At 69.0% G+C, this 25,987-nt stretch carries 16 protein-coding genes; 7 read left to right on the forward strand and 9 right to left on the reverse strand.

The features are described from left to right. Position 1: 1 nt before the first annotated feature. Positions 2-1,972 carry an AsmA family protein gene (locus ACM9HJ_RS19930; protein WP_416573513.1) on the reverse strand — a complete coding sequence of 657 codons (1,971 nt, stop codon included), beginning with the start codon at positions 1,970-1,972 and terminating at the stop codon, positions 2-4. Positions 1,973-2,165: 193 nt separating this feature from the next. On the opposite strand from ACM9HJ_RS19930, the gene ACM9HJ_RS19935 reads away from it, so the two are divergent. From ACM9HJ_RS19935 to ACM9HJ_RS19950, 4 genes are read left to right on the forward strand one after another with little or no spacing between them, the layout of a single operon-like run. Then, positions 2,166-3,269, forward strand: coding sequence for an MlaE family ABC transporter permease (locus ACM9HJ_RS19935; RefSeq protein ID WP_416573514.1), 1,104 nt, complete (start codon positions 2,166-2,168; stop codon positions 3,267-3,269). Positions 3,270-3,271: 2 nt separating this feature from the next. Further along, positions 3,272-4,063 (forward strand): ABC transporter ATP-binding protein, encoded by a 792-nt coding sequence (locus ACM9HJ_RS19940; protein WP_416573515.1) that lies wholly within the window; start codon positions 3,272-3,274, stop codon positions 4,061-4,063. Next, positions 4,060-5,034 carry an MlaD family protein gene (locus ACM9HJ_RS19945; RefSeq protein WP_416573516.1) on the forward strand — a complete coding sequence of 325 codons (975 nt, stop codon included), beginning with the start codon at positions 4,060-4,062 and terminating at the stop codon, positions 5,032-5,034. The genes ACM9HJ_RS19940 and ACM9HJ_RS19945 overlap by 4 nt, the downstream gene beginning before the upstream one ends. A 4-nt stretch (positions 5,035-5,038) precedes the next feature. Next, positions 5,039-5,662 (forward strand): PqiC family protein, encoded by a 624-nt coding sequence (locus ACM9HJ_RS19950; protein ID WP_416573517.1) that lies wholly within the window; start codon positions 5,039-5,041, stop codon positions 5,660-5,662. Here the strand turns inward: ACM9HJ_RS19950 and ACM9HJ_RS19955 are convergent. The 3 genes from ACM9HJ_RS19955 to ACM9HJ_RS19965 are packed head-to-tail and all read right to left on the reverse strand — an operon-like array spanning position 5,644 to position 7,749. Then, positions 5,644-6,396: a glycosyltransferase family 2 protein gene (locus ACM9HJ_RS19955; protein WP_416573518.1), complete on the reverse strand. Its 753-nt coding sequence runs from the start codon at positions 6,394-6,396 to the stop codon at positions 5,644-5,646. The genes ACM9HJ_RS19950 and ACM9HJ_RS19955 overlap by 19 nt on opposite strands. A 10-nt stretch (positions 6,397-6,406) precedes the next feature. After that, the gene (locus tag ACM9HJ_RS19960; RefSeq protein WP_416573519.1) at positions 6,407-7,198 is read right to left on the reverse strand and encodes a glycosyltransferase family 10 domain-containing protein; all 792 of its coding nucleotides are present in this window, start codon (positions 7,196-7,198) and stop codon (positions 6,407-6,409) included. Beyond that, positions 7,198-7,749 carry a hypothetical protein gene (locus ACM9HJ_RS19965; RefSeq protein ID WP_416573520.1) on the reverse strand — a complete coding sequence of 184 codons (552 nt, stop codon included), beginning with the start codon at positions 7,747-7,749 and terminating at the stop codon, positions 7,198-7,200. The genes ACM9HJ_RS19960 and ACM9HJ_RS19965 overlap by 1 nt, the downstream gene beginning before the upstream one ends. Positions 7,750-7,915: 166 nt before the next feature. Between ACM9HJ_RS19965 and ACM9HJ_RS19970 the strand changes: the two genes are divergently transcribed. Continuing rightward, entirely contained in the window at positions 7,916-8,653 is a 738-nt protein-coding gene (locus ACM9HJ_RS19970; protein WP_416573521.1) for a hypothetical protein, read from the forward strand. A 6-nt stretch (positions 8,654-8,659) separates the two neighbouring features. On the opposite strand, the gene ACM9HJ_RS19975 is transcribed toward ACM9HJ_RS19970, so the two are convergent. Next, the gene (locus ACM9HJ_RS19975) at positions 8,660-19,726 is read right to left on the reverse strand and encodes an autotransporter-associated beta strand repeat-containing protein (protein WP_416573522.1); all 11,067 of its coding nucleotides are present in this window, start codon (positions 19,724-19,726) and stop codon (positions 8,660-8,662) included. A gap of 398 nt (positions 19,727-20,124) precedes the next feature. Between ACM9HJ_RS19975 and ACM9HJ_RS19980 the strand changes: the two genes are divergently transcribed. Beyond that, complete coding sequence (locus ACM9HJ_RS19980) at positions 20,125-21,111, forward strand: helix-turn-helix transcriptional regulator (protein ID WP_416573523.1); 987 nt, start codon at positions 20,125-20,127, stop codon at positions 21,109-21,111. On the opposite strand, the gene ACM9HJ_RS19985 is transcribed toward ACM9HJ_RS19980, so the two are convergent. The 4 genes from ACM9HJ_RS19985 to ACM9HJ_RS20000 all read right to left on the reverse strand — a co-directional run bounded on the left by ACM9HJ_RS19985 (position 21,100) and on the right by ACM9HJ_RS20000 (position 24,120). Next, complete coding sequence (locus ACM9HJ_RS19985; protein WP_416573524.1) at positions 21,100-21,594, reverse strand: heme-binding protein; 495 nt, start codon at positions 21,592-21,594, stop codon at positions 21,100-21,102. The two genes, ACM9HJ_RS19980 and ACM9HJ_RS19985, sit on opposite strands and share 12 nt — an antisense overlap. 9 nt (positions 21,595-21,603) lie before the next feature. Then, positions 21,604-22,581 carry a nucleoside hydrolase gene (locus ACM9HJ_RS19990; protein ID WP_416573525.1) on the reverse strand — a complete coding sequence of 326 codons (978 nt, stop codon included), beginning with the start codon at positions 22,579-22,581 and terminating at the stop codon, positions 21,604-21,606. Between the two features lie 209 nt (positions 22,582-22,790). Next, on the reverse strand, positions 22,791-23,594 hold the full coding sequence (locus tag ACM9HJ_RS19995) for an anti-sigma factor family protein (protein ID WP_416573526.1): 804 nt from the start codon (positions 23,592-23,594) through the stop codon (positions 22,791-22,793). Positions 23,595-23,598: 4 nt separating this feature from the next. Then, positions 23,599-24,120 (reverse strand): sigma-70 family RNA polymerase sigma factor, encoded by a 522-nt coding sequence (locus tag ACM9HJ_RS20000; RefSeq protein ID WP_416573527.1) that lies wholly within the window; start codon positions 24,118-24,120, stop codon positions 23,599-23,601. A gap of 197 nt (positions 24,121-24,317) precedes the next feature. Between ACM9HJ_RS20000 and ACM9HJ_RS20005 the strand changes: the two genes are divergently transcribed. Further along, positions 24,318-25,934 (forward strand): FAD-dependent oxidoreductase, encoded by a 1,617-nt coding sequence (locus ACM9HJ_RS20005; protein WP_416573528.1) that lies wholly within the window; start codon positions 24,318-24,320, stop codon positions 25,932-25,934. The last annotated feature ends 53 nt before the right edge of the window (positions 25,935-25,987 follow it).

Here is a 25,987-nt window from a genome sequence, read left to right on the forward strand (position 1 = left end):
ATCACTTTCCCTTGGCCGGCTTGGGCGGTGGCGGCGGTTTCTTCACCTGCTCCTTCCAGGCCTGGCCGACCAGGGTACGGCAGGGGCTGTCCTCGCCCCCGCCGGCATCCAGGAACGGGATGATGGCGGCCAGCGGCGTCAGCAGCGCGCCCAGCGCCACCGCCGCCGCCCCCTTGCCCGCCAGCCTTCCGCCATCCACCCCCACCTGCGGGTTCTTCAGCGTGCCCCCGATCAGGATGGGCACACGTGCCGTCAGGGGGCTGAAATCCTTGGGCTTGGGCCGCAGGCGGCCATCCAGCCTCTCCTTCGACAGGTCCAGCTGCAAACGGCCGCCGATATTGGTGTCGGTCGTGTCCATCACCAGGGTGCGGGACCGCATGTCGCCCTTGGTGACGCCGAAATCGGCGACCATGCAACGCACGGCGATGGGCTCGTCCCCGCCGATCAGCCGGCCGATGGCTTCAGCCGCGTCAAGCCCTGCCACCTCCACCAGCAGATGGCTGATCCTGCCGTTCTCCATGACCAGCATCACCTCGCCATCGGCATTGCCCAGGATTTCCGCCACCGACCGGCCGCTGCCCTTCAGGTTCAGGCGGCCGGCCATGGTGCCGTCGGTCTGGTCGGCGAAACCGGTATTCTTGAAAAACGGCTTCAGGCCGACATTGCGGATGCCGAGATTGAACTCACCCACCGGCAGGTCTTTCGCCCCGTCCAGAATGATTGTCCCCACCACCTGCCCGATATCGGCCTGGAAACGCAGCGGGTCCAGCACCAGGCGACCCTTAGTCAACTTCAGATGGAAGCCCAGCTCGCGCAGCGGCAGGCCCGGGGCCTCGACATTCGCCCCGGTGAACTGGATATCCATGTCGGCAGCGCGCAGCCGTTCCAGCTTCACCGGCACGGCAGGCAGGACGCGGTCGGGGGCGGCCACGCCGGCCGACGGGTCGGCCTTGCCGGGGTCCAGACCGATCAGACCGCCCAGATCGACCAACCGCAATTGCTTGGACACCAACTCCGCCCGGATCAGCGGTATCTCCTCGCGCGGATCGATGGATAGAAAGCCGCCCAGGTCGCTCTGCCCGACCTTGCCCTTCAGGTCATCGACGCGCCACAGCCCTTCGCCACGGCGCAACCGGCCGCGCAGGTCGTAGGCGGCGGTGGTCGGGGTGGGGATGCCGAAGATGGGGAAGATCTCCGCCAGATCGGGGCCCTTCAGGGTCAGTGCCATGTCGGCGCCGTCCAGCTTGATCGGATCCTTCATGGTCCCGTCCAGGGTGAAGCGCGTGCCGCCGGCCGTGGCCTCCAACTTCAGCCCATAGGGCTCGTCGCCTGCGCGCAGGGCCAGCAGCGATCCGCCGGTCAGCGACAATTTGAAGGGCTTGCCCTCCACCGTGCCGTCACCTTCAATGCGCACCTGCTCGCGCCCGCTGCCGCCCTGGGCCGCGATGCTGCTCAGCCTGCTGTTGAAATCGATGCCCTTGCGCTGGTCGTGATATTCCAGGGTGCCATCGGTGATGGACAGGATGCCGATCAGCGGCATTTCCCGGCGATTGTCGGGGGCGGCGGCACCGGCCACCTTGCCAGCGGTGAAGTCCCAGTTGGCGTGACCCTGCTTGTCCTGCGCCAGCCGTAGTTGGGGTTTGGCCACCACGATACGCGGCAGTTCCACCTGGCCCCGGAACAAAGCCGGGATGGACAGGGTCACGTCCAGCGTTTCGATATCGGCCAGCGGCTGGTCGCCCGCCCAGTCGGCATTGGCGACGCGCAGGCCGGTGACCAGGATGCGGGGGTGCCAGGACCAGTCGATATCCAGGTCGGCGACGGTGACCTCGCGCCCCGTCTCATCCGACAGTCTGCTGCCCAGCCAGGGGGCCAGGCGGCTCCAGTCGAACAGGATGACGGCCAGCACCAGGGCCAGCAGGGTGCCGGCCACGATCCCGGCACCCCAATAGAAGACGGTGCGGCGACGCATGGCGAGGTTCCTTTCTCCCCCCCTGCAAAGCTAACCCGCCCGCACCGCGCTTGTTCCCGCCAGGATGTATCCGGACCTGGGACATCCATCTGTAATTTCAGGCGCGGCGTCGGGAACCGATGGCCTGCCCCGCCCGTTGTACACCGAAAGACGCAACAGCCCGTGGCGATGCGCCAAGGGTCAGGGATGGAAGATGGAGAACGAACTGCGGCGGGAGGGGGATGTGCTGGTGCTGACGGTGCCCGATGGGGGCATCGGCGCTGACCGGCTGGCCCGATCGCCGGATGACGGGGACCTGCCCGCCGATGGCGTCACCACGCTGCGGGTGGAAGCGTCGGCGGACTGGAAATGGGGAACGGTGGATGCCGCCTTTCTGGCCGCCCTGCTGCGCCGGCTGCGCAAGGGCAACGCCGAGGTGACGCTGGAAGGCGTGCCGCGGGAGATGGCCAGCCTGCTGGAGCTGGCGGGCGATGCCGGGGACCCGCCGGCGGAGAAGCCGCCGCCTGGCCTGCGCAAGCGCCTGGGCCTATGGGCGCTGGGCGAATGGAAAGAGATCAAGGCCATGCTGGCCCTGGTGGGCGAGGTGGTATTGCGCCTGCCGCGCTTTGCCGCCGGCCGGGCCAAGGTGCGCCGGAACGAGGTGATCGACGTGCTGGCGGAAAGCAGCACGCGGGCCCTGCTGATCGTCGGCATCGTCAATCTGTTGATGGGCGCCATCCTGGCCTTCGTCGGCGCCGTGCAGCTGCGGGCCTTCGGGGCCGGCATCTATGTCGCCGATCTGGTGGGCATCGCGTCGGTGCGTGAACTGGCGCCGGTGATGACGGCCATCGTCCTGGCCGGCCGCACGGGCGCCAGCTTCGCCGCCCGCATCGCCACCATGCAGGGCAATGAGGAGATCGACGCGCTGGTCACGCTGGGCATCCCGCCGGAGGAATTCCTGGTGCTGCCCCGGGTGGTGGCGCTCGCCCTGCTGATGCCGCTGCTCTACGTCTATGCCTGCGCGGTGTCGCTGGTCGGCGGCATGATGGTGGCCGTGCCGATGATGGATATCACCGCCACCGGCTACATGGTGGAAACCCAGGCGGCGGTAAAAAGTGCCAATTTCGCCATCGGCGGCACCAAGGCCCTGGTCTTCGGGGCCATGGTGGCGCTGATCGGCTGCCGCTGCGGCCTGCGCGCCGGGCGCAGTGCCGCCGATGTGGGGCAGGCCACGACGTCGGCCGTGGTCAATGCCATCGTCGCCATCATTGCCGTGGACGCGGTCTTCGCCGTCTGCGCCAACGCGCTGGACATCTGACCATGGCGGAAACGGCACGGATCAGCGTCAAGGATGTCTGCGTCGGCTATGGCGGCAAGCCGGTGCAGAGCGGTATCGACCTAGAGATCGCCCGGGGCGAGATCTTCGCCATCGTCGGCGACAGCGGATCGGGCAAGAGCACGCTGCTGAAAAGCATGGTCGGGCTGCTGCCCCCGCTGAAGGGAAGCATCCTGTTCGATGGCAAGCCACTGGAGGGTGAGGCGGAGCCGGGTGTGGAAAAGGGCCCGCCGCCCTTCGGCATCCTGTTCCAGGGCGGCGCGCTGTGGAGTTCCATGACCCTGCTGGAGAATATCCTGATGCCCATGGAGATGCATGGCCATGCCGAGCCGGCGGCGCGCGAGGCGCTGGCGCGGTTCAAGCTGGCCCTGGTCGGGCTGGCGGGGCATGAGGAACGGCTGCCGGCCAGCCTGTCGGGCGGCATGCGCAAGCGTGCGGCCCTGGCCCGTGCCCTGGCGCTGGACCCGTCGGTGCTGTTCCTGGATGAACCCTCGGCCGGGCTGGACCCGCTGTCGTCGCGCCGGCTGGACGAATTGATCCTGACCCTGCGCGACGGGCTGGGCATCACGGTGGTCATGGTGACGCACGAGCTGGAAAGCCTCTACGCCATCGCCGACCGCATGCTGTTCCTGGATGGGGAGGAACACAAGCCCACCGCCCTGGGCCCGCCCGCCGAACTGGCGCGCGAGGCCGACAGCGGCAAGGTGCGTGAATTCCTGTCCCGGCGCGGCCTGTCCGACCAACCCCATGCTTCGCAGACGGAGGCATCATCGTGAAGCGACCCAGCCCCACCGCCATCGGCGCCTTCGTGCTGGGCGCCCTGCTGCTGATCGCGGCGGCTGTCGCCTTCTTCGGCGGCAGCGCGCTCTGGGCCCAGCGCCTGCAGGCCGTCAGTTTCTTCGACAGTTCCGTGGCCGGTTTGCAGATCGGCGCTCCCGTCACCTTCCGCGGCGTGCGCGTCGGATCGGTGGAAAGCATGGGCGTGCATGTCAATCCACAGACCCAGAGCTTCATCATTCGCGTCGGCATGGATATCGTGCCCGGTACCGTCGCCACCTTCGGGTCCGACCTGCCGGACGAGGGCGATGACCTGATCCCGACCCTGGTGGCCAAGGGCATGACCGCCAAGCTGGTGATGCAGAGCTTCGTCACCGGCCAGCTGATGGTCGAACTGGATTTCCGCGAAAACGGCAGGGTGGTCGAGGGCGGAGGCGGGGACGGCAAGCCGCAGATCCCCACCGTGCCCACCGACTTGGAGGCCATCACCCAGCAGCTGGAGCGCGTCAAGCTGGACGAGACCATCGCGTCCTTCCAGAAGACGCTGGACGCCGTCACCGGCGTGCTGTCGCAGCCGGAATTCAAGCAGACCATCGTGGAACTGCCGGCCCTGCTGGTGCAGCTGCGCCAGACCCTGGCGACGGTGGAAACGGAGGTGACAGCCCTGTCCGGCTCCGCCCGCGGCGGGATCGACAAGAGCATGGCGTCGATGGACCAGACCATGGCCTCGCTGCGGTCGCTGTCGGCGGCTTTGGAGAAGGAGGTGACGGCCACCGGGGCGGCGGCGCGCGTCACGATGGGCCGCGCCGATACGGCCCTGGACGGGGCCAACGCCCTGCTGGACCCGCGCGGGCGCACCGCCGTACAGATCCAGCGCGCCGTGGACGATCTGGCCACCACGGCCGCCCGCCTGCGCAGCCTATCCGAACGGATCGACCGCGATCCCAGCACCCTTGTCCGGGGGAGATGATCAGATGACCCGCCCGCTACGTTCCCTTCTGCTTCTGTCCTGTGTGCTGGCGCTGGGCGCCTGTGCGTCCGATCCGCCGGCCCTGCTGGCCCTGCCGGCAGCGGGACCGCCGGCCTTGGCCCCCGTTGCCGGTGCCAGCACCACGGTGCTGCTGCGGCCGGTCCGGATACCCGGATATCTCGACGGGCTGACGGTGGTGACGCGCCGGGCCGGCGGGGAGGTTGCCGTGGCCCCGGATACCGAATGGGCCGAACGGTTGGGCGACGGCACCACCCGCGTGCTGGCCGGCGCGCTGGACACGCGGCTGGGCCCTGGCAACCTGCTGATCGAAGGCGATGGCCGCATCCCCGATGCCGATCTCAGCCTGGAGATCATCCGGATGGATCCGGCCGATGGCCGGCTTGTCCTGCAGGCCCGCTGGACTCTGGTGGGCAGCCGGGGCGAACCGCGCACCGTCCGTGCAGGCAGCGAGGACCTGACGGTGGGGCTGTCGGGTGGAACGGCCGCCGATGTGGCCGCCGCCACCAGCCAGGCCCTGGCGGGGCTGGCCGACCGGCTGGCCGGGGCGGTCGCGTCCTTCCCCGTGCAGGCGGAACCGGTCGCCCCCGATCAGTCGTCGCGCAGGTGAAGGCCGGTACCCCGGCGGGCGAGCACAATCTCCTCCGGCGTCAGGGTGGCCAGCCATTCCTGGGTCTGGTCCCAGCTCACCGGGGGTTTGGCACCGGGCGGCGGTTCCTCCCCGATCTCGCGATAGACGCTTTCGAACATGTAGGTGTAGTTCACCGTCCGCAGGTCGGTGACGGCGAAGGAAGCCTTCTCCGCCTTGCAGAAGAAATAGAACAGATCGTCGCCATGCTGCGCCAGTTCCCGCGGGATCGTGCACCATTTGGCCAGCAGATGGTACGACGGGGGCAGGAACAGATAGCAGTTGGTATCCATCCGGTCGAAATGCGGCAGATCGGGGGGCCGGACCCGCAGCAGGCTGCCATCGGCGCGGACCAGGCGGCGTTGTGCGGCCACGATCTCCGGCCGGACCGGGGCGGCATCCGCCGCCGCCAGGCACTGTTCGATATGGTCAGCGTCATACCAGTTGTCGGCATCCAGAAAGGCGATGGCATCGTACTTCTCCCCGGCCGCCAGCAGGGCGCCGATACCGCGCGCCATGTTGCCGTAATCGCCATGCGACCGGTCCAGCTTGAGATGCCGGACGGGTTCGCCGTCCAGCCAGGCCTGGGGATGGCCGTCGGCCACCATGAGATGGTCCACCGGCACCGTCTGGGCCTGCACGCTGCGCAGGCAGCGTTCGATCACCGGCCTTTCCTCCTGGAAATAAGGCGTCACTACGCAATACCGCTTGCCCATGGCACCTCGCTCAATATCCGGACGCATCGAAGATGGTCTTGCGCAGGACGGCCTGATAGTCGGCATATCGGCGCGACCGGCGGGCATTCTCCGCCACGCTGGCCATCCGCTTCCAATAGTCGGCCAGGGTCAGGCCATTGACGGCGTCGATGATCGATCCGCCGGGTGGGACCAGGATCATGCCGTCCGTATCGAAGAAATCGCCGATATTGGGACAGCCCATATAGATCGGCACCGTATAGGTCGCCAGGCAGTCCAGCAGCTTCTCGGTGAAGTAGTTGCGGTCGAAGGCATTCTCCACGGCGATGTGGAACATGCTTTCGAACAGGATGTTCTTGCTGTCCTGGGGCAGCAGGGGGAAGCCGATATCGTCGCGCCCGGTGAACATGCGTCCCTTGTAGATGCGCAGCGGCACCGCCCCCGCGCGCGGCAGGCTGTTCATGAAGGCCAGCCGCTCGCCATAGCCCGGCCGGGTGGGACGCAAGGCCCCCATGCTGAACAGGAAGCTGGCGGAGAACTCCTTGGCCCGCGGCAGTTTCGTCGCCCAGAGCGAGCCGAACTGCCGGATGACGCAGTTGGGAAAGGTGCCATAGGCCGGATCGGCGGCGATGATCAGGTCGAAGAAATGGTATATCGGCCGCAACTCCTCCACACTGATCAGGCTTTCCGCCGGTTCGGTGTGGAGCATCAGCACCTTGTAATTGCCGTTCTCCTCCATCCGCCGGGGCCGGCACCAGTGGATCTCGCAGGCGAATGGCAGGCTGATGCGCATCCATTCGATCCCGAACGTCTCGGCAAGCATCATCTTGTCCGTGGCAGGGTCGGCGGCAGCGCTGCCAGGATGTTGCGGCTGGTATCATCGGCCAGGATGCGGAACTGGTATTCGTCGCACAGGTCCAGCAGCGCATCGATCACCGGGCCCAGCGGCGGGGGCGACGCCTGGCCGGGCGCTTGCCGGATGCCGCCCACCATGATGACGGGCAGGATCAGCCCGTCCCCGAACCAGTGGCGCAGGACCCGGATTTCGTCGAACAGCGGCCGGGGTGCGCCATCCCCGCCATCACGGCTGTCCAGCAGGATGGTGGCACGCTTGTGGTGCGCCGTCCCGCAGACCTGATGAAGCCCGGCGACAGGGTCCCCGCAATAGAGCATGACATTGGTCCGCCAGGGCAGGCGGCCCATCTCATGGGCCACCCGTTCGTTGGCAGCGGCATGCAGGACGGGAGACGCATCGATGCCATGGATATCCGCAAAGCCGGCGCGCATGGCCTTGATGATATTGCCGCCATCCCCGATGCCCGTTTCGATGAAGATATCGGTGAGATACTCACCAAGATCGAATTTTATCGGCACGTGGGTCCCTCGGGGCTCCGGGCGGGCGTTCTTCCGCTTTGGTTCGCCAGGGTAGCGCAGTTGCCCGGACCCCGGAAGGCGGAAACGGCCTTCCTGGGGGCGGGGGGCCGGGCTATCCTGCCCCTGCCGGGCAGCCTCTCCCGGCGATGGAGGCACCCCCGGGACCATGACCAACATCCTTGCCACTTGCTGCGACACCGCCTTCTTCGACAGCTGCCTGACCCTGGTCGCCAGCGTGCAGGAGACCAGCGGGCAGACCGTCGACCGTATCCTGGTCTATGATCTGGGGCTGGAGGTGGAACAGGCGGAATATCTGGACCGCTGCCGGCAGGTGGAGGTGGTGCAGTTCCCGCAATGGGTCGGCCGGATATTTCCCGGCTACCTGTTCCCCGGGCAATATGCCTGGAAACCCTTCGTCATCAAGGATGCCGCCCGCCATGGCGACAGGGTGCTGTACATGGATTCCGGCGCCATGGCGCTGAAGGACCTGAAGACCATCTATGACAGGATCGCGCAGAACGACATTTTCCTGGTCGGGGACAGCCATCTGAACCGGGACTGGACCCATGAGATGTGCTTCAGGATCATGGACGCGACGGAGGACGAGCGGAACGGCAGGCAGATATGGGCCGGGCTGCAGGGCTACAAGCCCGGTGGCCGGTACCAGCGCTATATCGATGACGCCTTCACCTTCTCATGCATCAAGAGTGCCGTGTTCGGCGACCGGGCCAGCCACCGGCACGACCAGAGCCTCTATTCGGTGCTGGCCCAGCGTTACGGCGCCCCGCGCGAGGATATCCACATCTTCGGTGAATGGCGGGGCTTCATGTCGCCGGACCAGGTGATCCTGGTCCATCGCCGCGGCTACCGCCCCGCCGACCGTGTGCTGCGCATGAGGGAATAGGGGTCCTTACCAGGCAATGCGCAGCCCGGCCTTGGCCGTGTGGCTGGTGGCGTTGGACCGGCTTTCCCCGCCATAATCGGCGAACAGGTCGATCCGCCCGTCCAGTTCCATGGTGATCCCGGCGCCATAGGCCAGCCCATCGCGGCCCGGGTCTGCGGCCGCGATGGCGAACCCGCTGCCGGCCAGGGCGGCGGCGCTGCTGCCGGCCCGGTCGTCCCAGTCGCGGACCCAGCCCAGCTTCAGCATGGGCGTGACCAGGGCGCCGCCCTCGGTCTGGAAGGTGCGGGCTGCGCGGACGCCCAGCCGGGTAAGCAGCCCGTCCAGCGTGTCGGCCCGGCCGGACAGGTTGAACAGCCCGGCGCCGGTTTCGGTGAAGCCGTCACGCTTGATCCGGTCGTAACGGACGCTGACCGTGGGCTCGATCTCCAACCCGTCGGCCGTCATCCGGTAGCCGGCGCTGAGTGCTGCCCCCAGGTCCCGGCCATCGGCCTTGGCCGTGGCACGGGTGCCGGCCAGGTCGCGGGTGCCGTTATACTGGTTGAAGGCGTAGGACAGCGATGCCGTCACGAACAGCGGCCCGGCCTCGTGCGCGCCATAGGCGGCCAGGCGATAGCCGTCGATCGTGCCGTCGCCGATACCCTGGTGGCCGTCGATCTTGCTGTTGGTGTAGCCCAGTGCCAGACCGGTCTGCCAGCCGGGCAGCCATTCCCCGTCCAGGCCGGCCGCCGCCGCGATGGCGCGGTTGCGGGCGCCCGGGCTGTTGCCGTCATCGCCGGTGCGGTTGAAACCGGCCGCAGCACTGGTCCAGGCACGCAGAACGGAGGAAGGGCCGCCCCCGGCATTGCCCGCCGCCTGGCCCGGCGCGAAGCTGGCCGAGGTGCGGCCGCCGCTGCCGACGCTGAGGTTCAGTGACGGGTTGCCGGCCTGGCTGCCGGCCCGCCCGGCGCGCAGATCGTGCAGCCTTTCATCCAGGAAGCCGCCGAACAGCCGGCTGGTCTGCAGGGCCGCCGACATGGTTTCCGCATGCAGCACGCCGCCCAGATCGTCCAGGGCGGACCCGATCACCTGTACGTCGCTGCCGGCGGCATAGAGATTGTTGAACAGGCTTGCCGCCTCCCCCTCCAGCCGGCGGCCGGCGGTGGGGCGGATGGCGTCCAGGGCCGCACCCACCGCCTGCTGGTTGGCGTTGGTGGTCAGGCCCAGCCCCGACAGTTCGGCATAGCGGGCGGGGGTGACCACCAGCGTCAGGCTGTTCGTGCCATACAGCGCGTCGAAGCGGGTGCCGGCGGTCAGGCCCTGGGTCGGCTGCTCCAGGCCGGCAAAGCTGCCGGACACACCGCCTGTCGCCTCGATGATGGTGAAACGTTGCCCCAGCAGGGCGGTGAAGCTGTTACTGGCGCTGCCGGTGATGGCGCGCAGGCGCGGGGCCAGGGTGCCGCCATTAGCCGTGAACAGGCCCGGCGCCCCGCCCACCAGCAGCCGGTCGTAGTTGCCGGCACCATTGCCGGTGCCCGTGCCGTCGATCTCCACCAGGAAGGTGCCGCCATTCTGGGTGAAGCTGCCGGCGACCGTCTGGGTGCCGGGGGAATTGCCGGCAGAATAGGTGCCGCCGGCACCGATGGTGACAGTCCCGCGGATGGGGCCCAGACCGTGCAGCAGACCGCCGGTGCCGACAGTGACGGCGACGCTGTTGCTGCCGGCGGTCGTGGCCGCGTCGACGGCCAGCACGCCATTGACGGTGACGGCGCCGTTCAAACTGTCCATGCCGGCGCGCAGGGTGCCGGCGGACACGGTGGTGCCGCCAGTATAGGCGTTGGCACCGGTCAGGACCAAGGTGCCGCTACCTTCCTTGACCAAGCCGCCGCCGCCGGTGATCGGACCGGCCAGGGTCAGGCTGCCATCGGTGCCGACGCGCGCGCTCTGCGTCAGGGTGATGCTGCCGGTATGGGCGCTGATGCCCGTGCCCTCCAGCCGGCCGCCATTCAGGGTCAGCGCCTCTCCGGCCAGCTGGACGCCTTGCAGGCGGAGCGTGCCGCCGGCATCGATGATGGTACCGCTGCCCGCGCCGCCCAGGGCGGCTGCGTCGCCGACGACCAGGGTGCCGGCGGTGACGCGGGTGAGGCCCGCGAAGCTGTTGCCGGCGGAAAGCGTCAGACTGCCGGTCCCGGTCTTCACCAGCCCGCCGGTGCCCGACAGGTGCCCGGCATAGGTGGCGTCGGTGCCCTGGTTGACGGTCAGGGTGCCGGCACCCAGCAGGATATCGCCGCTGACCCCGCCGCCCAGCCCGGCCAGGGTCTGGTCGAAACCGTTCAGGTCCAGAACGGCACCGCTGGCCAGGAACAGGCCTGTACCGGACGACAGCGCGCCCGCCGTGCCCAGGCGCAGGGTGCCGGCATTGACGGTCGCCGTCGCCATCCGGTTGCCGGAACCGGACAGGGTCAGGGTGCCGGCACTGTCCTTGACCAGGCTGTCCAGGGTCATCGTGTCGGCGATGCCGGTATCGCCCGTTCCGGCCACGGTCAGGGTGGCGCCCGCCCCACTGATGGGGCCGGTCAGGGACAGGAGGCCGCCCGCGCTGACCACCCGGCCGCTGCTGCCCAGGGTGATGGCGCCGGCATAGCTATTGGCGCCGGACAGGCCGGTCAGGCTGCCGCCATTTAGGGTCAGCGCCTCCGCGCCCACGGCGATGCCGCCTTGCAGGTTCAGGCTGGCGCCGTCGGCGACGATGGTGCCGCCGGCCGTGCCGCCCAGGGCGCCCGCGTCCAGCAGGGTGATACCGCCCGCCTCGATCCGCGTCGTGCCCTGATGGCTGGCCACGCTGGCCAGGGTCAGGGTGCCGGCGCCCGTCTTCACCAGGTTACCGGCACCGGACAGGGTGCCGGCATAAAGGCCGTCCACAGCTTGGGAAACGGTCAGGGTGCCGGTGCCCAGCGCGATATCGCCGTTGATCCCGGCCGCCGCCGACAGGGTGCCGATGGTCTGGTCGAAGCCGTTCAGGTCCAGCGTGGCACCGGTGGCCAGCGACAGGGGGGAAGTGGCGGAAAGCGCCCCCGCCGCCCCGATGCGCAGGGTGCCGGCATCGATACTGGTGGCGCCGCCATAGAGGTTGGTGCCGGCCAGGGTCAGGGTGCCGGTCCCGTTCTTGGCCAGCCCGCCGCTGCCCGTGGCGATGGCGCCGGTGATCAGCGTATCCCCGGTGCCGCCGATGGTCAGGGTGCTGCTGCCGGTGATGGCACCGGCCAGGGTCAGGGCGCCGGCCCCATCCTTGACCAGCCCGCCGGTGCCCAGTGCGATGGTGCCGGTGATCAGCATATGCCCGGCCCCGCCCAGGGCAAGGGTGCTGCCGCTGCCGGTGATGGTGCCGGACAGGGTCAGGGTGCCGGCCTGACTGTCGATCCGTGCCGGTGCCAACAGGTTGATGCTGCCGGCATAGGTGTTGTCGTCGGACAGGTTGCCCAGGCTGCCACCCTCCAGGGTCAGCGCCTCCGCCCCCACGCGGATGCCGCCGGCCAGTTGCAGGTTGGCGCCGCCGGTGACGATGGTGCCGCCGCCGGTGCCGCCCAGGCCGTTCGCGTCGCGCAGGATGACCGTGCCGCCGCCGATGCGCGTCGTGCCCGTGTGGCTGTTGGCGCCGGCCAGGGTCAGGGTGCCGTTGCCCTGTTTCGCCACGTCGCCGCTGCCGGAGATGCCGCCGCCATAGAGGGCATCCGTCACCTGGTTCACGGTCAGGGTGGCACCGCCCAGCCTGATATCGCCACCGATGGCCCCGCCCAGGTCGCCCACGGCCTGGTCGAAACCGTTCAGGTCCAGCGCCGCGCCCACGGCCAGCGACAGGGTGGAACGGGTGGACAGCACGCCGGCCGTGCCCAGGCGCAGCGTGCCCGCGTCAATGCGCGTGGCACCGGTATAGAGGTTGGTGCCCGACAGGGTCAGGGTGCCGCTGCCGATCTTGGTGACGCCACCGGCCCCGGTGATGGTGCCGGCATAGGTGGCATCGGCGGTCTGGCCGATGGTCAGGGTGCCGGTGCCCAATGCCACGGTACCCGTGCCCGACAGCGTGCCCACCGCCTGGTCGAAGCCGTTCAGGTCCAGGATGCCCGATCCCGACAGGGAAAGCGGCGCGCTGGCCGACAGCGCATTGTCGGCGCCGATGCTCAGCGTGCCGCCTTCGATGCGGGTGGCACCGGTATGAAGGCCGGCCGCGGCCAGGGTCAGGGCGCCGGTCCCCTGCTTGACCAGGGCGCCCGTGCCGATGGCGATGGTGCCGGCGATGGTCGTGTCGCCCGTCCCGCCCACGGACAGGTCCCTGTCGGTGCCGGTGATGGTGCCGGTCAGGGTCAGGCTGCCGGTTCCCTGGTTGACCAGGGCGCCCATGCCGATAGTGACCGCCCCGGTGATCATGGTGTCGCCCGCTCCGGCCACCGACAGGCCGGTATCGGTGCCGGTGATGGCGCCGGTCAGGGTCAGGCTGCCGCCGGCGCTGTCGATGACGGCACCGCTGCCCAAGTGGATAATGCCGGCATAGAGGTTGGCGCCGGACAGGCTGCCCAGCGTGCCGTTCAGGGTCAGCGCCTCAGCCCCTACGCTGATGCCGCCCTGCAAAAGCAGCGATGCACCCTGGGCGACCGAGGTTCCGCTGCCGGTACCGCCCAGGGCCGATGCATTGGCGATGACCAGTGTGCCGGCCGCCACGCTTGTCGTGCCCTGGTGCAGGCTGGCACCGGTCAGGGTCAGGGTACCGGCCCCCGTCTTGGTGACGCCGCCGGTACCGGTAAAGGCACCGGCATAGGTGCCGGTGCCGGCCAGGGTCAGGGTGCCGGTGCCCAGCGCCACGGCGCCGGTACCCGACAGGCTGCCCAAGGTCTGGCTGAAACCGTTCAGGTCCAGCGTGGTGCCGGCGGCCAGCGACAGGGGAGAGGCGGCAGACAGCGCCCCCGCCGATCCCAGGCGCAAGGTGCCCGCGGCCACGCTGGTAGTGCCGGCATAATCGCTGGTGCCGGACAGGGTCAGGGTGCCCGCGCCCGTCTTGGTGAACCCGCCGGCACCGGTGATGGCGCCCTGGAAGCTGCCATCGGTGCCCTGGGCGACCGTCAGGGTACCGGTGCCCAGCGTCACGGTGCCGGCGCCGGTCAGTGCGGCCACCGTCTGGTCGAAACCGTTCAGGTCCAGCCGGGCGCCCGACGCCAATGCGATGTCGGCGTTGGCGGACAGCGCGCCCGCCGCCCCGATGCGCAGCGTGCCGGCATCGATGGATGTGCCGCCGGCATGGGCGTTGGCCCCCGTCAGGGTCAGGGTGCCGGTGCCGATCTTGACCAGATCGCCGCTGCCCAGGATGCGGCCGGCATAGGTGGCGTCGCCGGTCTGGGCGACGGTCAGGGTGGCGGTGCCCAGCGCGATGTCGCCGCCATTGCCGCCCAGGTTGCCGATGGTCTGGCTGAAACCGTTCAGATCCAGCGTGGCGCCCGCCGCCACCGACAGGGCCGACGCGGCCGACAGGGCGTCCGCGGAGCCCAGGCGCAGGGTACCGGCATTGACGAGGGTGGCCCCGCTATAGCTGTTGGCCCCGGACAGGGTCAGGATGCCGGTGCCTTCCTTGGTCAACCCGCCGGTGCCGATATCGATGGCGCCGGTGATCAGCACATCGCCATTGCCGCCCACGATCAGCCCGGTATCCGCCGCCGCGGCCAGCAGTGATGGCATGGCCATGCGGCCGGGCAGGGCGGCGGCGGATGGTGCTGGGCCGTTGCTGATCGTGCCGGACAGGGTCAGGCTGCCGGCCGCGCTGTCGATGCGGCCCCCCGACCCCAGGGCCGACCCCAGGATGATGTCGCCGGCATAGATGTTGGTGCCGGACAGGTTGACCAGGGTACCGCCATCCAGGGTCAGCGTCTCCGTGGCCACGGTGATGCCGCCCTGCAGCTGTAGGGCGGCACCGACATCGACGCGGGTACCGCCCGCGGCGGAACCCAGCGCGCCGGCATGGGTGATGGTGACCGCCCCTTCGGTAATGCGGGTTTCTCCGGCATGAAGGCTGGCGCCCGCCAGGGTCAGGGTGCCGCTGCCGGTCTTGGTGACATTGCCGGTACCGGTGATGTTGCCGGCATAGGTGCCGCTGCTGCCCAGCTGCAGGGTCAGATTGGCCGATCCCAGGGCGATATTGCCGTCGACCCCGCTGCCCAGATTGCCGATCGTATGGTCGAAACCGTTCAGGTCCAGGGTGGCGCCGGCCGCCAGCGACAGGGAGGATGCGGATGACAGGGCGCCGGCGGCGCCCAGGCGCAGGGTGCCGGCATTGACGCTGGTGGTGCCGCTATAGTCGTTGGTACCGGCCAGGGTCAGCACGCCACCGCCATTCTTGACCAGATTGCCGGTGCCGGAAATATTGCCGGCATAGGTGCCGTCGCTGCCCTGGTTCAGGGTCAGGGTGGCCGTGCCCAGGGCGATATTGCCGCTGATGCCGCTGCCGCCGGCCAGGTTGGCGATGGTCTGGCTGAAGCCGTTCAGGTCCAGCGTGGCGCCCGTCGCCACCACCAGGGTGGAACTGGCGGACAGGGCCCCGGCCGCCCCGATGCGCAGGGTGCCGGCATTGACATTCGTGGTGCCGCTGAAGCTGTTGCTGCCGGTCAGGGTCAGGGTGCCGGCGCCATCCTTGTAAAGGCTGCCGCTGCCGGAGATCACGCCGCCATAGGTGCTGTCGCCGGCCTGCATCACGGTCAGCGTGCCGCCGCCCAGCCCGATATTGCCGCGGATGGCGCCGGTATTGGACAGGCTGTCGGTGACATAGCTGAAACTGCCCAGGTCCAGCATGGCGCCGGACCCCAGATAGAGGGCGGTGGCGGCCAGGGCATCCTCCGACCCGATGCTCACGGAACCGCCATTGACATGCAGGCCGCCGCCACCGACGGCATTGGCCAGATACAGCCCGCCACCACCATTCTTGTGGATGGCGCCCGTGCCCAGCGAGATGGTGCCGGCGATGCTGACATTGCCGTCGCCGCCCAGGGTCAGATCTATATTGCTGCTGCTGACACCGCCCGTCAGGTTCAAGGTGCCGGCATTGGCGCTGATAGTGGCCGAGGACCCCAGGGTGATGGCGCCGGCGAAGGAATTGTCGCCCGACAGGTTGCGCAGCGTGCCGCCATTCAGGGTCAGCGCCTCCGCCCCCACGGCGATCCCGCCCTGCAATTGCAGGGCGGCGCCGGAGGCCACGGTGGTGCCGCCGGCCGTGGTGCCCAGGCCGCCGGCATTCTGCAAGGTAAGGGTGCCGGCGCTGATGGTGGTGGTGCCGGTATGGCTGTTGGAACCGGTGATGGTCAGGGTGCCGCTGCCGGTCTTGCCCAGCCCGCCGCTGCCCGACAGGCCGCCGGCATAGCTGCCGTCGCTGGCCTGCTCGATGGTCAGGTTGGCGGTGCCCAGGGCGATGCCGCCATCGATGCTGCTGCCGCTGGCCAGGCTGGACAGGATCTGGTCGAAACCGTTCAGGTCCAGCGTCGCCCCCGCCGCCACGATCAAGGGGGAGGAGGAGGACAGGGCATTGGCCGAACCCATGCGCAGGGTGCCGGCATTGATGCTGGTCGTTCCGGTATAGCTGTTGGTGCCGGTCAGCGTCAGGGTGCCCGTGCCGGTCTTGGTGATGCCGCCCGTGCCGGTGGCCACACCCGACAGGGTCAGGTCGCCGGACCCCTGGATGGTCAGGCCGGTATTCGTGCCGGTGATGCCGCCGCTCAGGGTCAGGCTGCCGCCGGCACTGTCGATGGTGGTCGCCCCGCCCAGGCTGATGGCGCCGGCAAAGGAGTTGCTGCCGGAGACATTGCCCAGCGTGCCGTTCAGGGTCAGCGCCTCCGCCCCGACGCTGATGCCGCCCTGCAGGCGCAAGCTGGCACCACTGGCCACGGTGGTGCCGCCCGCCGTTGCGCCCAGTGCGGTGGCATTGGCGATGATGACGCTGCCATTGCTGATAGTGGTGGTACCGCTATAGGTACTGCCGCCCGACAGGGTCAGGGCGCTGCCACCGGTCTTGGTGACACCGCCGGTGCCGGTGATGGCGCCGGAATAGGTCGCGTCGGCCCCCTGGTTCACGCTCAGGCTGCCGGCCCCCATGCTGACCGTGCCGCCACCGCTGAGGCCGCCGACGGTCCGGCTGTGGCCGTTCAGGTCCAGCGTGGCGCCTGTGGCCACCGACAGTGCCCCCGTGGACAGCGCATCGGCCGCATCCAGGCGCAGCGTGCCGCCATCGACGCTGGTGGCGCCGGTATAGCTGTTGGTGGCAGACAGGGCCAGGGTGCCCGCCCCGTTCTTGGTCAGGCCGCCCGTACCGATGGAAATGGCGCCGGAGACGGTGACATTGCCGGCCCCACCCAGGGTCAGGCCGGTGTTGGTGCCGGTGATGGCGCCCGACAGGGTCAGGGTGCCGGCGTCGCTGGCGATGCTGGTGGCGCCATCCAGGGTGATGGCACCGGCATAGCTGTTGGTGCCCGAGATGCTGCGCAGGGCACCGTTGCTGGCGATGCCGGTGCCGTTCAGGGACAGCGCCTCCGCCCCGACACTGATCCCGCCTTGAAGCTGGAGGGCGGCGCCGGAACTGACGCTGGTGCCGGCGGCGGTGGTGCCCAGCGCCGTGGCGTTCTGGATGTTCAGCACGCCCGCGGTGATGCTGGTGCTGCCGGTATGGGTGTTGCCACCCGACAGGGTCAGGGTACCGGTGCCATCCTTGGTCAGGGTGCCGGAACCCGTACCGATGGCGTCGGACAGGGTGCTGTCGCCAGCCCCACCAACGGTCAGGTTGGTATTGGTGCCGGTGATGGTGCCCGACAGGGTCAGGGTGCCGGCATCGCTGTTGACGCGTGTGGCACTGCCCAGGGTGACGGCGCCGGCATAGGAATTGGTGCCGGAGATGTTGCGCAGGGCGCCGTCGCTGGAAATGCCGGTGCCGTTCAGGGTCAGCGCCTCCGCCCCGACACTGATGTCGCCCTGGATCTGCAGCGCGGTACCGGACGCCACCGAGGTGCCGGCGGCGGTCGTGCCCAGGGCCGTGGCGTTGCTGATGTTCAGCACGCCCGTGGTGACGCTGGTGGCGCCGGTATGGGTGTTGGCACCCGACAGGGCCAGGGTGCCCGCACCCGCCTTGGTGATGCCGCCATTGCTGATCACGCCGCCCAGCGTCGCATCGGTGGCACTGGTGCCGGTGATGTCGTTGACCGTCAGCGTGCGCGTGGAACCGCCCAGTCCGAGCGTGCCCGACAATGTCACCGTATCGGTGGCGGCGGCGCCGGCGATGGTGAAATCGCCGCCCACGGTCATGTTGTTGGCGAAGGCACGGGCCCCGCCGCCGCCCTGGAAGGTGCCGCCATTGATGGTCAGGCCGCCGGTGCCGAAGGAAGTATTGGCATTGCCCTGCACGGTGCCGGCCGACAGCGTGGTCGTGCCGGCATAGTTGGCGTTGGCGCCGCTGATGACCAGGGTGCCGGCGCCAGACTTGGTCAGGCCGCCATCGCCGGCGATGGCACCGGTGCCGGCGATGGTCTTGCTGCCGGTGGTGATGTTCAGGCTGGTGCTGCTGCTGGCATCGTGCAGGTACATCACCGTGCCCTGGGCGCTGCCAGCGGTAGCGGCTGAGCCGGGAGGGCCTATGGTGCTGGTCGTGCCTGCGGCGCCGCCCGTTACCGAATAGGCGCCCGTGAAGCCGCCATCGGTGATGGTCAGGCTGCCGCCACTGCTGACGAAGACGGCACCGCCAAGGGCGGCACCGCCGCCGCCGGCGCCAGTCGCGCCGCCATTGCCGGCCAGCGTGCCGCCGGTGCCGCTTGTAGAGCCACCGCCGCCGCCGGCCCCGAAGCCGCCATTGGCGCCAGCACCGCCGCCACTGCCGCCACCGCCGCCACCGCCGCCAGCACCGAAGCCGCCCGTTCCTCCGCTGGACGCGTTGGACCCGCCGCCGCCGCCGCCGCCATAGGCGCCGCCCGCACCCCCGATGGCAGCGCCACCGCCGCCACCGCCGCCACCGACGCCACCGGCCCCGCCCACGCCCCGGTTGTTGCCGCCGCCGCCGCCGCCGCCGGACAGGCCGCCATTGCCGGCCGTGCGGTCGCCGGCCCCGCCGCTGCCGCCACCGCCGGCGTAATCCGTCCCGTTCTGGCCATTGCCGGCAGCGGTGGAATTGCTGCCCGTTCCACCTGTACCGCCGCCGCCGGCCCCGGTGCCGGCGACATTATTGTTACCCGCCGTGCCGTTATCGCCGCTGTCGCCGCCGCCGCCGCCGCCGCCCGCACCGTTGTTGATACTCTGGATCTCCCCGCCACCGCCATTGCCCAGCCGTCCACCGCCGCCGCCGCCGCCGCCGCCATCGCCGCCGGCACCGCCATCGCCGAATTCACCACCACCGCCACCGGCACCGACATCGGCACCATTGCCGCCATTGCCGGCATAGCCGCCGCCGCCGGCACCGGCGGACGAGAAGGCGATGGAACTGCCGCCGCCACCGCCCAGACCGCCGCCACCACCACCACCACCACCGCCATCACTGGCCCGGTTGCCGCCCTTGCCACCCTTGGCGTCGGCATCGCCGACATTGACATTGGTCAGCGTGACCGAGGCGCCGGTGCCCACGAAGACGGCGCCGCCCGCCCCCAGGCCGCCGCCCCCACCGCCGCCATTCTGGCTGCCATTGCCGCCGTCGCCGCCTTGGGCCAGGGCGTTGAGGATGTTCACGCCGTTGATGGTCACGGTGCCGTTATGGACGAAGAAGACGCGGCCGGTGTCGTTGGCGTCGATATTGAAGCCGTTGCCGGTGAAACCCATGCTGGCCGTGATCATCGGCAGCGACTGGCCGAGCGTGATGTTGCCACCCAGCCGGATGTCGGCATCGCCGCCCTGATTGGCAGCGAAGATGGCGGCCCGCAGGTCGGCTTCGTTGGAGACGGTGACGAAGGCCGATGCCGGTTGCAGTGCCGTCAGCATCAAGGCGGCCGTGGGCAAAGTACCCCATCCCGCCAGCCATCGCCGCGCGCGCCGGGGTGCGGTTGCGTGCGGGCCGGCGGAACGCAACGCGGAGCTGCCCAGCAGGTACTGCCTCATCGATGACTGCCCCCATGATCTCGTTGAAACGGCATCCGGGCGCCCCATGCCCGATGCCGCCGGTGGGGAATTTTGCGGTACCCACCTTGATCCCCACCCAGAAACTTGACGGAACCCGGTGCCGATCGCCAGCCACCCAAAGTCGATATGCAACTTGGCAGAGGTGGCGTCTGGCTCCGGTTTTCCGACGAAAAAACAACATGTTGCAGGTCGGAAAATCGCCCATCCCCGATGTGGGGTTGCCAAGTGAAAACAGCGAACTCTTGTCCGCATCGGCGGCTTGCATCAATGTCCGGTTTATATGAGCAAGCGACGGGAAGTTATGCGTGAGCGTTCGCGTCGTCAGCCAATCCACCGGGCGCCCGGCCGGCTGGTCTTGTCACCACAGAGGCAGCATCTTGTCCGATATCGAATGGCTCATGGATGGCGCGGACGGTTCCCGATCGCTGCTTGTGGAGGAACGCACGCCCGTCGATGACGATAATTGGCGGGGCGTGATCGAGCGGATCGAGGTGGCGCCGGGCCTGCGCGTCTTCCTGGTCGGTGCCGATATCCTGCGGGACATGGTGGTGGAACCACGCAACAATGCCTCCACCACCTGGCTGACGGGGCAGGTCAGTGCCACGGGCGTGCTGGACCATCGTTTCACCAGCGGGCTGGAACTGCGCGTCATGCCGGAGCAGGCCATGCTGTTCCGGCCGCTGGAAACCTCCTCGATCGCCACCCTGAAGGGCGGGCAGGGTCTGCGTCTGGCCGGCTATGCCTTCGATCTGGATCGTGCCGCCAGTCTGTTCGACGGAAGGGTGCCGGCGGTGCTGGCCCCGCTGTTCGCCGCCGATCCGGTCCATACGCCCGTGGTGCCGACCCGCGCCACGGCCCGGTTGCGTCGGCTGGCCGACGATCTGTTCGCGCCGGGATTGAACGGGGCGCTGCGGGCCTTGTTCATGGAAGGGGTGGCGTTGCAGCTGCTGGCGCTGCAGGCCGCTTCGGTGGCCGAGACGGGGGCGGCCCGACCCGGTGCCCTGTCGCCGGCGGAGCGGGCCTTGATCATGGAGGCGCGGGAGCGGCTGCTGGCCGACATGCGCAACCCGCCGGGCCTGGGCGCCCTGGCCGCCGCCGTGGGCCTGACGGAACGCCGGCTGAACGCCGGCTTCAAGGAGATGTTCGCCACCACGGTCTATGAGCTGCTGCGCAACGAGCGGCTGGAACATGCCCGCCGTGCCATCACCACGGAGGATGTGGTCCTGAAGGAGATCGCCTATCGCGTCGGCTACAACCATGTCTCCAACTTCATCCACGCCTTCACCGCCCGTTTCGGCGTGCCGCCCCGCGGATATCCGCAGGCGCGGCCGGCCAGGCGCAGGGGTGAAGCATCAGGCCAGTGATATCACCGCGCCGGGATCGCGCCTCGCCTCCCCAAGGATGAAGTCGGCCAGGGTCTGGCACAGGGGATCATCGTCGCCCGCCGCCCCCGAACTGACGCCCAGGCAGCCCAGATAGAGCGGCTGCGCGCCACCGGGCACCAGCAGGGCACGCGACCCCTTGTAGGCGCACAGGCCGGGGAACCCTGAAAGCTGTGGGTTGAACCCTTCACCCCAGATGTCGGAGCCATAGCCGATCTGTACCGCCGTTGCCGCCTTGGCCAGCGCCGTGCGGTCGGCGGTCAGCACCGTGCAGGGATCGGCATAGGACAGCACCACCCGCCCCATCGGATTGACCAGGCAGAAGGAGAACCGCCCCAGCGATTTCCCCGCCGCGAAGCTGAAGAAACGCGGCAGGAAGGCCGGGTTGAAATCGGCCAGCAGCACGGGCACGCCGGGCGTGTCCTTGGCGATGCGGACCAGGGTCTGGAAGGGCGCGGGGATCATCGGGGTTCCTTAAGCGAAGGCGGCGAACTTGGCGAACATGTCGGCGAAGGTCAGCCGCGTGTCGATGCCGGTATGGATGCGCATGGGCCGGCCGTCGGGATCGGGGACATAGCGGCCATCATCGCCGATGCGCGGGGTGGGGCGGACGATATAGGGGCTGGATGCGCTGTCCGGCTCGAACGAGGATTGCAGCGCCGTGACGGTGACCAGGGGGCTGTCGCCCAGGATATAGGTCTCCCCCAGATTGGCGCTGACAGTATCCGTCACCCGCTCCAGCTGTTTCAGCAAATAGGTGCCCAGGGCGCCGGCGGGGCGCAGGCCCAGTGCCAGCTCCGCGTGGCTGATGATCAGCTGGCGATAGGTGTTGCGCGGGATCTGCCAAATTTCCACCGCGCTGTCGTTGAACAGGGTCTGGGCGGCGGGCAGGTCGATGGCCAGGTTATATTCCTTGTCCTTGCGCGCCGGCACGCCCGGCAGCAGATCGCCATGTTCCATGCCGCCGATCCAGACCAGCTTCAGCCGCCCGGCGATGCGCGGTTCCAGCCGCACCGCCTCCGCCAGCTCGGTCAGACCGGCACCGGCGGCGTAGAACAGTGGCAGCTTGGTATCCTCCCGCATCGCTTCGGCAATGATACGGCGGACGGCGGGCGTGGCTTCCGCCGGCGTCCCCCTGGGCGGGGCGGCGTTGCGGCCGGGGATGACCTCCGGCCGCCTGGTCAGGCGCATCACGTCCATCAGTTCGCGGACGCGGTCGACGGCGTTGTCGGCCTGGCGCGTGGACTTGTCCAGGAAGTCGCCGACATGGATGTGGGAGCCGATGATCAGCGGGATGTCCACGGACGGCGAGGCCAGATGGTGGGCCAGCTGGAACAGCCCGTCCGGATCGCCGGAGAAATCATTGTCGATGATCACCCGCTGGCGCGGCTTTGCAGACAGTGCGAGGGCGGGTGAGGGCAGAAGTCCGATGGCGGCCAAGCCGGCCAGCATATTCCGGCGGGACGGGGTGTACCCGGTACTTATGCCGAATGCCGTTGCCATGGCGCGCTCCTCGATTTTCTAAGTTGAGGGCGTATTTATCATACTTTTTAGGGGCGCTAATCTGTCTTCGTAGGTCGCGGGTGAGCGTCGGCGAACCCCAACAAGCGACGGTGCCACCAATGTCGGGGGTTGCTGACGCTCACCCACGACCTTGCGGATCATCTGCCCGGATTGGGTCGGGCGATCAGGTGGGCCACGCGTTCCAGCGACCTTATGTCGGTGGTGCCCAGCAGGGCATAGACGAAGGGGCCGGAGCGCCAATAGACCACGTCGCCCTCATCGGTATGACCCACCGTGGGGGGCAGGGCGGGCTGGCCGGGCTCGGCCGTGTCTTCCGATACGAACAGCACGGCCGTGCCCTTGGTCTCATGCTTCCAGAACACCTGCACGGCGTCGCCATGGTCCCAGGCCGTCATCTGCGCGCCCATCAATTGCCAACGCGCGCTGGGCGGGGCGGGGATGGGCAGGGGATGGGTGCCGTCCGTGGCGGCCAGCTTGGCGGGCAGGTCGGTTTCGGCATAGGTCAGGGCGCGGTCGGCCCCGACCTCCTTCATCGCGGTGCGATAGGCCTCCGCCGCTTCGTCCGCGAACAGGGGCACGATATGGGCGGCCTCGGCCGATTGCTGCCCGCCCGTGGGCAGCCAGGACAGGCCATAGCCGGCGGCCAGCGGCAGCAGGATCATCAGGGCGCGCTGCAGGACATGGGTGGCCCCGCGCCAGATCAGTTGCCGGCGCAGGCGGCCGGCCAGGTGCCTTGTGCCGGCGTCCAGCGGTGTTGCGAACGCCGTCTCCCCCAGCCCTTCGCGCAGCAGGTCGGCATCGCCCAGGTCGGCCATGATGCGGGCCGCCTCGTCCGGATACTGGGCCAGCCAGCGCTCCACCTCCGCCCGGCGGCGCGCGTCCAGCCCGCCATCGATATAGGCGTTCAGGTCATCCTCGGTGATGGGATCGAAGGGATGCATCCGCCTACTCCACCAGTTTGAACGCGGCCCGGCGTTCCTCGGGCGTCGCGGGGCCGCCTTCCATCTGGCTGCGCAGGGCGACGCGGGCCCGGGCCAGGCGCGACATGACCGTGCCCATCGGAATGTTCAGCATGTCCGCGATCTCGCGATAACTCATTTCCTCCACCACCGCCAGCAGCAGGATTTCCCGCATCCCGTCGGGCAGGGAAAGCAGTCTTTCCACCACCTGCTTTGCTTCCACGCGCAGGTCGGGCAGGACCGGTTGGCTGGACGGGGGCAGCGTGTCGGCCACCAGTTCCAGGCCGGTGCGGGCCACCTGTTCGCGCCGCCAGCCCGACACGAAGGTGTTGTGGGTGATGGACAAGAGCCAGGCCCGCAGGTCCGATCCCGGCCGCCAGCTGCGGCTGCCGGCCAGGGCCCGGGCCAGGCTTTCCTGGACAAGGTCCTCCACCTGCCCCGGATCGCGGGTCAGCACCAGCGCATAGCGGCGCAGGGCCGGGATATGACGGGTGATATCGGGCAGCAAGGGGGCGGAACCGGGTCACAGGTTGGCGTGTTTCATCAGCCATATACGCCCCGCCCCCGGCACTTATTCCCGGCAGCTTGTAAAAATTCCGACATGCCGGCCGATGTTGCGTAGCGGCATGATTTTTCGCGGATGCAGGGAATAGAGGCCGGTCTGGCGCGTAAACGTCCAGATACCCCCATCCGGACGTGCCGAAGATGCTGACCGACCTGTTGTGCCTGCCGCCTGACCAGGAATTCACCGCCGATGTGGCGATCATCGGTGCCGGTGCCGCCGGCATTGCCCTTGCCCTGCGTCTGGCACGGGAAGGCACCGATGTCTGCCTGATCGAAAGCGGCGGGGCCGCACTGGAACAGGACCTGCAGAACCTGAACAGCGGGGAGAATGTCGGCCTGCCCTATTACCCGCTGGACGTGACGCGCAACCGCGTGCTGGGCGGGACCACGGCCACCTGGTCGGGGCGCTGCGTGCCGCTGGACCCGATCGATTTCCGCCGCCGCGACTGGGTGCCGCATAGCGGTTGGCCCGTCACGGCCGCCGACCTTGCCGCCGATTACCACGACGCGGCCGAATTCTGCGGCGTGGGTGAGGCGCGGTTCAACGAGCTGTGGCAGGAGGCGGGGCTGGAAGATCCGGGTTTCGACCCGGATCTGGTGCAGACAAGGTTCTGGCGCATGAAGGCCCAGCGCTTCGGCGAGACGTTCCGGGCGGAGCTGGAGAACAGCCCCCGCGTGCGCAGCCTGCTGCACGGCACCGTGGTCAATATCGATGTGGCCGGCGATGCGCGCCGCGTCACCGGCCTGCGCCTGGCCACCCCGTCGGGTACGCGTCACCGGGTGCGGGCCCGCCATTACGTGCTGGCGGCCGGCGGGATCGAGAATGCCCGCCTGCTACTGGCGTCGACCGATGTGGAGACGGCCGGCATCGGCAATGGCCGCGATCTGGTGGGCCGGTTCTTCATGGAACATCCCAAGTGCCGCACGGCGCGGGTGCGCACCGATGATCCCGTGAGGCTGCTGGAACGGCTGCGCACCACCTACCCCCGCAACATGCCTCCGCTTTGCCCCAGCCTGGTGCTGTCGGAGCGGAAGCAGACGGAGCTGGAGGTGCTGAACAGTTCCATCGCCCTTTATTACCGCTCCCTGCCGGGCGTGACGGATGCGGCCACGGAACTGAACGCGGCCTGGAAGAAGGGGCAGTACTGGCCGGCGGGTGCGGGGCGCAACCTGCTGCGCCTGCTGCCGGTGCTGCCCAGCGTGCCGGGCAACCTGTTCCGCCGCTTTGTCCGCCGCCGCGCCCTGATCGCCCAGCCCACGGCCCTGTATCTGCTGGTACGCGGGGAGCAGGCCCCCAATCCCGACAGCCGCGTGGGCCTGTCGGAAGCGCGCGACCGGCTGGGCCAGCGCCGGGCCGATCTGGACTGGCGCCTGTCGCCGCTCGACAAGCTGTCGGCCCGTGCCGTCACCGAACTGGTGGGCAAGGAACTGTCGCGCACCGGCCTGGGCCGGATCGACATGGATGACTGGCTGTTCGATGGCAGCCCCAACTGGCCGACGGGTCTGGATGATGGCGACCATCATGACGTGCTGCAGGGCGGCCACCACCATATCGGCACCACCCGCATGTCGGCCGATCCGTCCACCGGCGTGGTCGATGCCAATGGCAAGGTCTGGGGCAAGGAGAACCTGTTCGTGGCCGGCAGTTCCGTCTTCCCCACCTCCGGCTGGGCCAACCCGACCCTGACCATCGTCGCCCTGTCCCTGCGGCTGGGCGCGCATCTGGAACAGCGGTTGCTGGTGGCGGAAGCCGCGTAAATCTTGCCCTGCCTTCCACTTCGCGCTTTCATGCATTGAAAGCCGATGGGGAG

The organism is Niveispirillum sp. KHB5.9 (assembly GCF_048066115.1).
Taxonomy (GTDB): Bacteria; Pseudomonadota; Alphaproteobacteria; order Azospirillales; family Azospirillaceae; genus Niveispirillum.